Origin of the sequence: Pedobacter roseus (assembly GCF_014395225.1) — a bacterium.
Lineage (GTDB): Bacteria > Bacteroidota > Bacteroidia > Sphingobacteriales > Sphingobacteriaceae > Pedobacter > Pedobacter roseus.
The window spans coordinates 1441110-1454321 of the sequence record NZ_CP060723.1 but is presented as its reverse complement, the minus strand read 5'-3'; the positions used below and the strand labels follow the sequence as shown (position 1 = coordinate 1454321).

8 protein-coding genes are annotated in these 13212 nt (G+C 40.8%); 2 read left to right on the top strand and 6 right to left on the bottom strand.

The features are described from left to right. Positions 1 to 47: 47 nt before the first annotated feature. Together H9L23_RS06460 and H9L23_RS06455 are read left to right on the top strand one after the other, a co-directional pair. Positions 48 to 680 carry a response regulator transcription factor gene (locus tag H9L23_RS06460; protein WP_223191042.1) on the top strand — a complete coding sequence of 211 codons (633 nt, stop codon included), beginning with the start codon at positions 48 to 50 and terminating at the stop codon, positions 678 to 680. Next, positions 677 to 2002: a HAMP domain-containing sensor histidine kinase gene (locus H9L23_RS06455; protein ID WP_187594192.1), complete on the top strand. Its 1326-nt coding sequence runs from the start codon at positions 677 to 679 to the stop codon at positions 2000 to 2002. Before H9L23_RS06460 ends, H9L23_RS06455 begins: the two co-directional genes overlap by 4 nt. A gap of 187 nt (positions 2003 to 2189) precedes the next feature. Here the strand turns inward: H9L23_RS06455 and H9L23_RS06450 are convergent, their stop codons facing one another. The 6 genes from H9L23_RS06450 to H9L23_RS06425 all read right to left on the bottom strand — a co-directional run bounded on the left by H9L23_RS06450 (position 2190) and on the right by H9L23_RS06425 (position 13176). Then, positions 2190 to 3254, bottom strand: a complete 1065-nt coding sequence (locus tag H9L23_RS06450) for a response regulator (protein WP_187594191.1) — start codon at positions 3252 to 3254, stop codon at positions 2190 to 2192. 154 nt (positions 3255 to 3408) lie between these two features. Further along, on the bottom strand, positions 3409 to 4557 hold the full coding sequence (locus H9L23_RS06445; RefSeq protein WP_187594190.1) for an AhpC/TSA family protein: 1149 nt from the start codon (positions 4555 to 4557) through the stop codon (positions 3409 to 3411). A gap of 10 nt (positions 4558 to 4567) precedes the next feature. After that, complete coding sequence (locus H9L23_RS06440) at positions 4568 to 6199, bottom strand: S41 family peptidase (protein WP_187594189.1); 1632 nt, start codon at positions 6197 to 6199, stop codon at positions 4568 to 4570. Positions 6200 to 6203: 4 nt separating this feature from the next. Next, complete coding sequence (locus tag H9L23_RS06435; RefSeq protein WP_187594188.1) at positions 6204 to 8192, bottom strand: TlpA family protein disulfide reductase; 1989 nt, start codon at positions 8190 to 8192, stop codon at positions 6204 to 6206. A gap of 11 nt (positions 8193 to 8203) precedes the next feature. After that, complete coding sequence (locus tag H9L23_RS06430) at positions 8204 to 9574, bottom strand: RagB/SusD family nutrient uptake outer membrane protein (protein WP_187594187.1); 1371 nt, start codon at positions 9572 to 9574, stop codon at positions 8204 to 8206. A gap of 5 nt (positions 9575 to 9579) precedes the next feature. Further along, the gene (locus tag H9L23_RS06425) at positions 9580 to 13176 is read right to left on the bottom strand and encodes a SusC/RagA family TonB-linked outer membrane protein (RefSeq protein WP_187594186.1); all 3597 of its coding nucleotides are present in this window, start codon (positions 13174 to 13176) and stop codon (positions 9580 to 9582) included. Positions 13177 to 13212 lie beyond the last annotated feature (36 nt).

The window sequence follows — 13212 nt, the reverse complement described above, 5'->3', positions numbered from 1 at the left end:
AAGATACTGCTTATTGAAGACAGGCAAAACTCGCCGGCTACATCAAGATGGCACTCGAGCAGGCAGGCTATGTTGTTGATCACCAGAATGATGGAGCAAACGGACTGCAAACTGCTATGGTCAACCAGTATGATCTGATTTTGCTCGATCTGATGCTTCCTTCCCAAAATGGGATCGACATCCTGCGTAACCTTCGCAGTTTTGATAACCATGTACCGGTAATGATCATAAGTGCACTGGGCAGCACAGAACAGCTGATTAAAGGTCTGGATGCGGGCGCTAACGATTATCTGAAGAAACCTTTTGAAATGGATGAGCTTTTGGCCAGGGTGAGGGTATTTCAACGCCAGCAACATCCCAGAAACATTTCAAAGATTAAAGTGGCTGACCTGGAGATTGACCTGCTTAGCAGGGAGGTTAAACGTAAAGAAAAAACAATCTATTTAAGTAACAGGGAATTTCTGCTTTTGGAAATGTTGATGCTGAATCCGGACCAGGTTGTTACTAAGGCGCAGATACTCTACAAAGTATGGAACATGAGTTTCGATCCTGGCAGCAATGTAATCGAAGTCCACCTCTATCAGGTGAGAAAAAAGATCAATGAGGGCTTCTCCCACCAACATATTCAAACCCTGATCAACCGGGGTTATATCCTAAAAAGCATAGATGTAAGCGAATGAACAGGTATTTTTATAAAGGAATCAGGTTTAAAATGTCTGTACTTTTCAGTCTGATTTTCATGTTGATCAACCTGGCGTTCGGAAGGGTTATATATCAGTATTTCAAGAACAGCTATGTTGAAAATTATAATAAATACCTTTACAGTCGGGGACAGGCCATTATAGACAAAACCGAAATAAATCCTGATGTTATTGCCCTGCCCGACTCCGGCGAATCAATCCGCGTTTTTTACCACCTGAATGAAGGCAGGCCTAAAATTGTTTTTCAATCGCCTGGCACTATTTCCCAGCTTAATGTACCATACCGATCGGGCATTACCGACAGTCTGGGACAATATGGCATTTATCTCAAAAAAGAAAATTATGACGGCCGCCCTGTAGAACTTATGCTAACCGTTTCTGACCAATCCCTAAAACAAAGGCTGGCAAAGTTTACCAGGCTCACAATCGGCATAACCTCAATAAGCCTGATTATCAGTTCACTACTTGCTTTCCTGGCCTCGGGATGGCTCTTAAAACCCATCCGGTCCATCGCTAATCAGGCCAGGGGGATAAATACCGAAAGGCTGGGCGAACGTATAAAATCCAGCGAAACCCATGACGAGTTGCAACAACTGTCTCAGACGATCAACGAGATGATAGCCCGGATAGAAAATGAACAGCAAGCCCGCAATAATTTTTTTGCCGCCGCATCACACGAACTTCGAACACCACTAGCCAACCTGCGTGCCCAAACCGAGTTTGAGCTGATGGACAGGGAATCGAAAAGCGACCGTAAACTTTTGAGTGACCAGCTAACTGAAATCAGCCGGCTGCAATCCATCGTTGAGCAGTTCCTTTTGATCAGCGAATTTAACAGCAAGGGTATTACCCTGATAAAAAGCCATGTAGATATTATAGAACAGCTGTTAAAGGTATTTTCCAGAAATCAGCCGGAAGCCGATAAACGCAATATAAAATACAATATCCACTTTAGCGAGGAAATGAGCACTTTTGAGCTTTACGCAGATGGCAGTAAAATGGAACTGGTTTGGCAGAATCTCATATACAATGCAATTAAATACGCTACTGAAAATACCATATTAGTCTGCAAGGTAAAAACTTATAATGGACAATTTTGTGTAACTTTTGAAAACAGTATCGCCAGGGAGTCCGTTGAAGTCTATGAATTAAGAACTCCATTCAGTAAAGGTAGCGGCAATACCTCCGGCTCCGGTCTCGGACTCTGGATCTGTAATGAGATTGTCCAGGCACACTCGGGTCAGATGAAACTTCAAAGCGAAAAACATTGTTTCTTTGTTACCATATCCATTCCCATATAGGTAAACATTTATCAAAGCGACCTAAAAATTCAGAAAGATATCTCTTAAAAGGCCATATAAACTGCAGTAAAATGCACGTAGATGACTGTAAACAAACACCACACACTGAAATGTTAAAAAAAATAAACGTGGATTTTGACGCAAAGCACAAAAAGATCTGAACAAAAACTACAGGCCATGTGCAGCATTAATTTTTAATCCCTTTCAAAGCATCCTTATTCAGGATAATAATATTATGTCCGTCCTTCTCAATCAATTTTTCTTTGGCAAAATCGCTCAAAACCCTGCTGAGTGTTTCACTGGCGACACCTACTATCCTGGCGAAATCATTCCTTGGAAGTAAAAGCTTTCCATTTGCCCCAACATTATAATCAACTTCTGCAAGATGCGTCAATGCTTTGGCCACCCTCTTTCTCACCGAATAGTAGGTAGTTTCCAGAAGACGTTGATTACGCTGATTTAAATTTCTCGCCAAATCCTTTACAAACACGCTCAATAATTGCGGACAAGCCGAAAGCAGGCCATCTACATCATTAGAAGGTATCGTAGTTATGCGTGAATCCTCAATTGCTTCCGCCGCTTCCATATTCTCATCTCTGAGCAATATACCCTGCAGGCCAAAATAATCGCCCGTTCCGCAGATGCCTGTAATCATAACATTCCCGAAAGCATCTGTGATATAGGTTTTTATTTTGCCGGAGACCACGTAATGGAGTCCGAATGATTGGCGCTCTCCAGGATGATAAAGTATCTGGCTCTTTTGATAGGGTCTTGATGGTTTTTCCTCAAAATGTGATCTAACCCAATGTTTCTCAAAAGTGCTGTCAGGAATACTTGCCGGTAGATTATGCTGTCTTACAAAATTCTCATATTGAAATTTTTTCTTTCTCAGTCTTAGCTCAACCTGATGAAGTAACGCTGCGTCATCGAACGGACTGGCCAGGTAGCCATCAGCTCCCATTTCCATGGCCCTGCCGGCAAGTCGGTGATTTTGCTCATTCAGGAGCATGATAAAGCTGACAGACGAAATTTCGGAGAATTTATTTACAACTGACAATATCCCAAAACCATCTATTTCAAGCACATTTATGCCACAGATAACAACATCAAAGCGATCACTCCTCATCATGGCAATAGCCTGCCTCCCACTGTCTGTCGATTTCACATTATATTTTACGATTTTAAGGATCTCGCTTATTTTAGTCCTAAGATCAAAATCCTCCGTTATAATCAGGATTTTAGATCCTTCCATTTATTTTTTGTTTTTGATCCTAAGGTTGTCAACGTTCAATAAATAAACTGCCCGGCTCAGGTCAATGCGACGCAAGATCAAGCTGCTATAGCATAAAAAAATGCAGGCGACATCCATCAACCTGCATCGTCATCATTAACTATTAAAATTTTTCTTACTTAGACTTCTTTTCTAAGATCTCTTTTATTTTTGCTTCGAGTGCAGGGCCACGAAGATCTTTAGCAATAATTTTTCCAGTTGGATCGATCAGAAAATTCATAGGGATAGCCTTCACATCATACATAGCTGCAGCTGCATTTTCCCACCCTTTTAAATCCCCAACTTGTTTCCAGGTTAATTTATCGTCAGCAATGGCTTTAAGCCATTTTGCTTTATCGGCAGCTTTATCAAGTGATACCCCTAAAACTTCAAACCCTTTCGATTTATATTGTTCGTAAACCTTCAACACGTTTGGATTTTCTCTCCGGCATGGTGCACACCACGATGCCCAGAAGTCAATCAGCACATATTTACTTCTGTAATCAGAAAGTTTAACCATTTTACCGTCTACATCAGGCTGGGTAAAATCCTGCGCATCTACACCTTCCTGCGTTTTTTTAAAGTGAGCAATACGCTCAGCAACCTGCTTTCCGAAAAAAGAATTCTTTAGTTCGGGAGAAATATTGGCAAAGATTTTTTCCATCTCTATGGCATCGAAACCCGGACCTAAGGTCGAATTAAGTGCCATTAAAGCCATGTATTTAGAAGGATTTTGCTTTACATAATTAATCTTCGCATCAAAAATTTCTTGCTCTATCACTTTTGCTCTTTTTTCCAGTTCCAAAACATAAGTTTTGTCCTGCTTTTTTGCTTCGGGCTGGTCAGCATACTCTTTGTTCAGCGCCTGCAATTTTTCATAAATAGGGCGTAATAGTGCATCCACTCTTTTACTTTCATCGGTTAAAGTGGAACCTTTAATTGCAGCTGTTCTAATGGAATCTTTTCCGGTAATGGTGATATTTTCGTTTCCTAAAATAATTGCCATTCCATCAATTTTAATCCTTCTTCCAGGCGTATCAATGGAATTGTCGTGTTTTAAACGAAGTGTAGCTTCCATTGGTGAAGGAACCGAGCCTTTAAATGTAAAGGCCCCGTTGACCAGAACTGCCGAATCTAATTTTTCGGCTCCTTCTAACTTAATTAAGAGAAAGGCTTTTGCTGGTTTCCCCAGCTTTCCGATCTGGCCTTTTATCACATATCCTGTTTGTGCAGAGGCGACAAGAGCACTAATTACCAATGTTGCTGCTAATAATGTTTTTTTCATGATTTATCGATTATTTTTTCGTGATTTTAGATGTAGATGAGTTATTCGTTGAAGATTTACCTTCCAGAAACTGGTTATAAACCTTTTGGTTATTTAAAATATTAAGTGCTGTACCAAATGCGGTACTGGCTTCGTTTCGAACGCGAAGCGCATAGCCTTTACCCAGATAGAGCATATCGGCCATTTCTGCCTTTAATTCTACAGCAATGGTTTTTCTGGCTACCTGATCGGTTACTGGTGGCAGTTTAAGCCCCTGCTTTGTGGCGCTGGTTATGATCTGATCAGTCATTTGATCATCTACTTTAAAGGAATGATCAAAAGCGTCAAAATCAGCATATTTATCTATTAAGCTTTTTCGGTTTTGTTGCACATAACTGAAAGCTGCCTGAGTTACCCGTCCGCTGTTCATCAGTTTATTTAACCATGCGCTGTATAGCGCCGTATCAATTGGTATGAATTTATCGGGCATAATCCCACCCCCACCATAAACAGTTCTTTTACTAATGAGGGTTGTATGTTTTAAAGAATCGGGAAAGTTGATATGTCCTCCTTCGGTTAACTCACCAGAGGCCATACGTCTGTTAAAATCTTCAAAATAATCGGTTTTACCCTTAGTATAGGGCTTTTGAATCGATCTGCCTGATGGTGTGTAGTAGCGTGCTGCCGTCAGTTTGATTACCGAACCATCGCTCAACCCAAGGCCTTTCTGCATTAAACCTTTACCAAAACTTCTTCTGCCGATTACCACTGCCCTATCCCAATCTTGTAAAGCACCTGTTAATATTTCGCTTGATGATGCGGTAGATTCATCGATCAAAACCACCAGATCGCCTGTCATAAACTGGCCAAAACCACCAGTCATATAATTATCTTTTACGCCTGAGTTGGTTACTGAATAGAAAACCAGTTTATCCTTGGCCAGAAATTCATCGGCTACACCAATAGCAGCCTCAACAAGTCCGCCACCATTTGACTGTAAATCCAGGATTAATTTGGTCATGCCTAAAGCCTTTAACTTCTTTAATGCCGCATCCATTTCCCTTCTGGTCGACTGGCTAAAAATAGCCAGCGAAATATAACCTACATTTTTGCTTACCATATAACTGGTATTGATAGAAAGCTCGGCAATCTGTTCACGCATCACATTAAATTCAAGCTGATCGGGTTGCGATTTGCGGATAACGCCTAACTTAACGGCTTTACCTTTTTCGCCCCGCAGCATCCGCATTACCTCCTGGTTTTTTAAACCTTTACCAAAAATGGAGGCTCCATCAACCATATTAATCCGGTCGCCTACCTGCAAACCGGCCCTTGCTGCTGGCCCGTCAGGATTGATACCTGTTATAAAGGTACTATCGGCTACCATTGCAAATGAGATACCGATACCAGCAAAACTACCAGTCATCTGCTCATTCATGGCTTCGATTTCTTCGCGGCTAATGTAACTGGAATGCGGATCGAGGCTGCCTAACATCGCTTTGATTGCGGCATCTACAACCTGCTCATCATTTACCGGATCTACATAATTATCCTGGATAAGTTTAAGTGCATCCTGCAATTTTATTTTCGGATTCATTTGTGCATGGGCGCTGTAGCTAATCAATAGCATTAGTACGCTCCATAATATTTTCGCTCTCTTCATTTTATTATTTCTCTGCTCTTAATATTTCTATGGCTACAGACAATTCATCTTTTAACTGACTTGGACTACCCGAGTAACCCTCTGAACTGTATCGAACCAGGCCATTTTTGATAATGATTTTACGGGGAATTGCCGATGACTTAAACAATGGTGCCAGGCTTCTAAAAACCAGATCCTGCTCGCCCTTAGGCCCCACCGCATCATGTAAAAGATTGAAACGATAATTATTGTCTTGTACATACTTAACCGACTTCGTTTTATAATCGCCAAACTGCATGGTACCAATCATGTACACGGCAACTTTCGGATCTTTTGCATACTGGTCTATCAGAAGCTGCATACCCGGAAAAGCTTCAATGCATGGTCTGCACCATGTTGCCCAGAAATCGATGACCACAATCTGGTTTGCCCAATCTTTAGAATTGACCATTTTACCGTCTGCATTTTCCAAACTAAATGGCGTTAGCGGATAGTTGACCATGTTTGCCATTACATGTGTCCTCATTTCGTTTTTCTTGTCTGATGGTGTTAAACCAGCAAGGTACTGCTCATAGCCTTCTTCCTTACCTCCATGCTCGCTTTTGTATAGCTCTTTAAGTTTGGTAAACATCACCGGCGTTACTGCATTAGCGGCTACACTGGATTCCAATAATGGCTTAATTGCTTTGGTATCGTTCAATTTTTCCAAAACATTAACATGTATTGCGTTTAAATCAGCGTTTCCGAAAGTTCCTTTTTCCGATAAATATTTGAAGTACTGATTTGCCCCGGCATAATCACCCTGGGCATTTGCAAGAGAAATGTGGGTAAAGAGGCGATCATCCATTTGATTATCTGCATTTTCCTGAGCTTTTTCCGCATTATTATCAAAATCGCCTAAATAGGAATTATCCTTTTGCCTTTCCAGCAGATAAGGAATCATTATGCGACTATCGTTATAAAGTAATTTCTGATCGCCTCTCCCCGACATTTGCCCCCGTGTGATATTCCAGCGGTAGATTTCGTTGGCAGTTTTAAAATCAATATCCTTAAAGAGTCCTAAAAATTTTTCATTTTGCCCACCCTCAAAGTATTGTGTTGCCAGGTTTCTGAATATCGTATAATAAACAAATGCCTGGTTGTCTGGCGATTTCTTCCATTCCATGTATGGAAAAGCCTTAAGGAAATCTTCAGCCCCTGCCTGGAAATCCTTTCCATATTTTCCCTCCGTATTTTTTCTGTAGGATAAAAACCTGGCTGTGCTGCTTTTAGGGTAATCTTTAAAAATAAGTGATTCCACTGCCGCTGAACCACTTTCATTTTTTAACTTTTCGTAATAGCGTTGTGCCAGCGCCAAAAACTGCTCGGTAAGATTTCCGTTTTTTAGCTCGCTCTTTAACAGGTTATCAGCCAATATGCTGAACTCAGAAGCCAGAATGGTGAGCTGCTTTAGATCCAGATAACTGAATAAAAGTGACCTTGGTATCCGTTTAGAAAGTTTTTCTTCTTTTTGCAACAAAGAGTCAATCACTTTTTGATCCTTGGAAGGATTAACGAAGCTGTTCAGCGTCCAATCGCCGGTTGCACCTGCTTTAAAACTGGCTTCTGCCAGGTAGGTACCCGGGACTATTTTACCTTTAGTATCTACAACCTGATGGTAATAACCTTTGCCGTTTTGATTATCAAGTGCTTCAGGATTCTGAAGATCACCCTGATAAAATTTCAAAGCGATTAATACCGCATGATCCGGAAGCTGATAACTCCCAGTCCATATTTTGTTCTTTTTCTCTAACTTAACAGGAACAGTGTTCCATTTATTATCGCTGTATACTGCCGCGAGTGCTTTAGGCCCGTCACTAAACTCAAGATCGCCACCTTTCGGCTGGTAATTAAAGCTGATTTTCTGGTTTTGTTTTAGTGTTTCTGGCTGCCAGGTTATGGTTTGTGCAGCTAACTGCTGCCCAAAAAACGGGCAAAGCAGTAGCATACATTTTTTAAAAAAATGTTTTTTCATGGATTGATTTTCTATCTGGGGTTTTGTTGCAATTCGGGGTTCAAAAGAATGTATTTATCTCCGATAGGATATAAATAAAGGTTACTATTGGGTTGTAAAGTGTAATTTGCACCCTTAAAACTGCGATTTTTGGTCAGGGCGAAATCGTTATCAAGATTCAGACGCTTCTGGTCAAACCAGCGCATACCTGTTCCAAAAAACTCCCTTCTTTTTTCTTCAACAACTATACGAAGTGCATCAGTGGCATTTGTTGCAGTTAAGGGAACATAATTGGCAGTTGTAAAACGTTTGATCCTTAGATTGTTTACAATTTTCATGGCATCATCAGTTTTTCCGGCCCTGGATAAACATTCTGCTTTTATCAGCATCATCTCAGGCACCGTTGGACCGTTGTTAATTACAAATTCATTAATCAGGTATTTTGTCGATGCCCTTCCGGTAAAGGAGGTGCTAAACTGGTTACCGAACTTGCTTCTGACATCCGAAAATAACTTATAGCGCAAGTCTGTTGTTCCTAATGAAGTAAGTAAATCACTACTTAGGGAAGTAGCAGTATAAACCACGCCTGAAACTTTGGAAAACATGACCTCAGGATTTAACAATCTTACGGGAATGGTTCCAGGTGCATTTTCGTAGGTTTTCAGGTCGAGTAAGCCACTTTGCAATGCCAGGGCGCTATCCGCATATAAGGCTGCATTGTCAAAATCGCGCATATTTAAATACGTTTTGGCAAATATGGCATAACCTGATACTTTCGCCGGGCGTACATTATATTCCGCAACCCCGGGCAAACGACTTATCGATGTCCTCAAATCATTTAATACCTGTTTATAAACATCGTCAACCGTGGCTCTGTTAAGTTTCGTATATAAATTTGGTGTGGTAAGCAGCGGAACCCCTAAATCAGTTGATGCAGTGGCTGCATTATATTGCTTGCCATACATATTCACTAATATCAAATAGGCATAAGCACGATGTACCAGGGCCTCTGCATATATCCGCTGTTTCTCCGCTTCCGTTCCGTCCTGAGAGGTCAAAACGCCGTCTAAAACCTGGTTGCATACATAAATAGTTTTATACAGCTTATCCCAATCGGCATCGCTTTGGCTTTCAGAGGTATATTTTGGCGCCCAGGTGTATACATTGCCCAAAATATCCCCGAGGGAGTTTTGCCTTGTTGCATCCGTGATCTCTATATCATCACCTGACAGAATCGGGTAAGAATAAGTCCCTTCCAGAACACCATTATTATTCATGGTATTCCTGAAATCGGAAGTATATTTTAGTGTCCTGATTGAAAGCTGATCAATCTCCACATATTTTCTGCAGCTTACCAGCGTAATTGCTAAGGCAAACAATATAATTGAATATCTATTTTTCATGTTGATTACAGCGTTGCGTTAATTCCAAAAACATAACCTGGCGTAGGTGTTACGCTACCAAAATTTCCTGTATTAATAAATTCAGGATCTATGCCATCCTTGTTTGCCCGCCAAACAATCCCTACGTTACGCACGTTTGCCGATAGTGACAAAGATTTCACAAAGTTGCGGGGCAGGAAGCGTTGCGGAACGATGTAAGCAAGAGAAATCTGTTGTAAACGGATGTTATCCGCTTTTCGAACCAATGCATCTGAAAAACGGTAGCGGTTAATGCTGTTAAAGTTCACGCCTGTTATGCCTGGAACATCGGTAAAAGCTTCATCACCTGGTTTCCGCCAGCGATCAGCCAGTTCGCCCTGTCTACCTAAAACGCCGTTATAGGCAAAATCTGAAGTTGTTGGGTAATTGGTTACTGCATTTTTTAAGAAAACATGCCCAAAATAGCCTACAAATCTCACCCCTAATTCTAACTGACCATATCTGAAATTATGGTTAAAACCAGTGCTGTAAGGCGCATACCTATTACCAACGTAAACCAAATCTTCTTTTGTAAAGGCAGTAGTGAGGTTAGTGGTGTTATTGATGATATTGTTGTTGCGATCGTAAATTTGTGACTGGCCTTTATTGTCTAATCCCGCCCAGCGGTAAACATAAAGGGAGCCTAGTGGCATACCTTGTATATTGGTTAATGTTCCGGCGATATTACTGGCATTGTTTTCATACCGCTGATCTGTAACCGTATTGGTGGTATAGCCAAAATTTAATACTGATTTCCAGCTGAATTTTCCTGCTCTTATCAATTCGCCATTTATGGAGAATTCATAACCATGGCCACTCAAAGTTCCGCTGTTGAACGATAAGTTAGACCAGCCGTAAGTGGCATTATAAGGGAAGGATGCCAAAATGCCGACGGTTCTTTTCGTATACACATCAACACTTCCATTTAGCCTTCCTTTTAAAATGCCGAAGTCGATACCTAAGTTTGCCATTTTTGTGGTTTCCCAACCCAAATCCGAATTGGCCGGCGTTTCGATATTGGCCACAGGTTGGCCGGTTCTAACATCGGTACCAGAAACATTAATGATGGGTACATTTGTACCTGCCTGAGGTACCACTCCACTGGTTCCTAAAGTTGCACGCACACTAAATGCATCTAACCAATTTAAATCCTGGAAAAATTCTTCTTTATTGGCGTTCCATCTTAAGCCAACTGACCAAAATGGCCTGGCCCTCTTACTCCTGTCTAGTCCCAATAGCGTATAATCATCAAAACGTACACTACCCGTAACAAAGTATTTATCCAGGTAACTGTATGATGCATTACTATAATACGATAGATATCTCTTACGGTAAGCAATCAAATTGCTTAAATTGGCACCCAACGATTGCGTATAGCCATACATGGTTGGATACTGTTGTGTAGGGTTAACAGTTGCAATAGTACGCGTATCTGCATTGTAACCATATCTGGTTTCGGATGTACCGTCAGAATTGGTTTCTCTAATTTCGGCACCAGCGATGGCATTAAACTGGTGTTTGCCAGCTATCGTAAAATCTGAATTTAACTGTCCGCGCAGTGACAGTTCTGATGAAGTAGTTCCGTAAGTGATGTAACGCCCGCCATAGTTAAACGTATTTATGGCTTTACCATTAGGAGTATATGTATTGATCAGTATCCTTGCTGCATAACTATTCAAGTCATCAAGCGTATAGGAATTACTGAACTGACGTTGATTAGATATCGAAACATCAGCATTTAGCCATTTAGCGATTTTACCATTTAAACCAGCACTCATTCTGAGTACGTTGTTTTTAGCGATAGAATTTGAATAATTTAACTCATCAAGTGTATTGTAGGTAAATGGCAAATAACCCTGACCTACCATTTTATTGGCTAAAACATCGGTAATGATAACATTTCTGCCTATACTATTGCCATTTGCATCCTGCAATAAATCATAAGGGCGTAATGCCGTAGTGCTTACTGATAGTGCATTTACTGCGGCAGCATTGTATTGTGATTTAGAATATTGATAATTAAACAGCGCCCTTAAAGTTATTTTTTTGTTAAAAAAATCAGTGGAAGTATTTGCATTTACAAAGGCATTGTCTCCATAATTACTTTTAAATATTGGGTTATCTTTGGTATAATTTCCAGAAATGTAATAGGTACTGCTTTCAGAACCACCTGAATAAGAAAGGTTATACTGATGATTAGTAGCATTTTGAAGTAAATATTTTTCGATCTGCTTCATACCATCTCTCGAACCGATTTCTGCTAATGCAGCATCACGCTGTGCCACAGTTGCAGTACCGCGTTTAACCCTAAACATCCATTCTGTAGCCTCACTATTATTTGGGGTATAAATTTCATTCCCCGGCGGTGCTGCCAAAGGATCAACAAGCAGCCCTTTATCAACCATTTCCTGTTCCAGATCAATGTATTGCGCACTGGTCATCCAGTGCAAATCGGCAATAGAAGGATTTTTTGATATACCAAAAAGATAGCTTACGTTTAGTGAAGGCGCAATTTTTTTCCCTTTTTTAGTCTCAATAACGATTACTCCATTTGCCGCTCTCGAACCCCAAATAGAGGTAGCAGAGGCATCTTTCAAGAAAGTAATCTGCTCAATATCAGCCATATTGATACTACTGATCACAGAATTACCAAAAGTATTACCACTTACAGGTCTGGTAAGGGTAGCTAAATCGCTTGGATTCATCAGCGGAAATCCATCAAGAACAATTAAAGGAATTCCACTGCCTCCTCCATAATTATTTACACCGCGAATCTGAACGCTGTTGCCTTTGATATCGAACTTTACGCCAGCTACCTGCCCTTCCAGACGTTCCATAATGTTTACAGCAGGGTTAGCTGCCAGTTCCTTGCCTGAGATAACTGAATAAGCTCCTGCGGCACGTTCCTTACTTATTTTTTGATATCCGTTTGAGACCACCGATACTTCTTCCAGCGCAGCTGAAGACTGTCTGAGTGTGATATAATAAGTAATCGTCTTCCGGTCAACGAAAATCTCCTCGCCCTTAAAGCCCAGGTAATTAATTTGCAGAACATAACCATTGGCAGGCACATCATTAATCACTAAGTCTCCGTTTTTGTCGGTGGTGTACATCTTATTGATTGTTTTGTTGTAAACATTTGCGCCCGGAAGTGGCCTGCCTGAGGAATCCCGTACGGTAACCTTTACATCAACAGCCTTAATAATATCAACCAGTTTATCAGTTACACTCTTTTCTGTAATTACAATAGTTTTACCATCCAGCGAAAAAGTAAGGGCCTGGTTATTTAATGATTTTTGAATAGCCTCATATACACTAACCTGATTTACATTGATGGAAACCGGTTTAGCATCCAGAATAATATTGAGGTCGTATATAATATCGTAACCGCTCTGTTTACGTATCTCTTTCAGTACGCGTTCTAATGGCACATTTTTCTCAACAATGGAAACTTTTTGTGCCTTTGTTGATGCACTTAATTGCATGAGCGCCAACAGAAGAATCGCAGCAGTTAGTCGCATAACGAGTAGCAGTTTACGGAGCTGCGTATTGCGCAGCCCTAGTGAAGTAAAATTTTTATACATTTGTTTGTTTGGTTATTGCATTTGGCCCGGGCTTCG

Excerpts from the sequence above, each read along its gene's own strand:
- H9L23_RS06455 (WP_187594192.1), top strand. The coding sequence starts at position 677 with ATGAACAGGTATTTTTATAAAGGAATCAGGTTTAAAATGTCTGTACTT.
- H9L23_RS06435 (WP_187594188.1), bottom strand. The coding sequence starts at position 8,192 with ATGAAAAAACATTTTTTTAAAAAATGTATGCTACTGCTTTGCCCGTTT.
- H9L23_RS06445 (WP_187594190.1), bottom strand. The coding sequence starts at position 4,557 with ATGAAAAAAACATTATTAGCAGCAACATTGGTAATTAGTGCTCTTGTC.
- H9L23_RS06450 (WP_187594191.1), bottom strand. The coding sequence starts at position 3,254 with ATGGAAGGATCTAAAATCCTGATTATAACGGAGGATTTTGATCTTAGG.
- H9L23_RS06430 (WP_187594187.1), bottom strand. The coding sequence starts at position 9,574 with ATGAAAAATAGATATTCAATTATATTGTTTGCCTTAGCAATTACGCTG.
- H9L23_RS06460 (WP_223191042.1), top strand. The coding sequence starts at position 48 with ATGGCACTCGAGCAGGCAGGCTATGTTGTTGATCACCAGAATGATGGA.
- H9L23_RS06440 (WP_187594189.1), bottom strand. The coding sequence starts at position 6,199 with ATGAAGAGAGCGAAAATATTATGGAGCGTACTAATGCTATTGATTAGC.
- H9L23_RS06425 (WP_187594186.1), bottom strand. The coding sequence starts at position 13,176 with ATGTATAAAAATTTTACTTCACTAGGGCTGCGCAATACGCAGCTCCGT.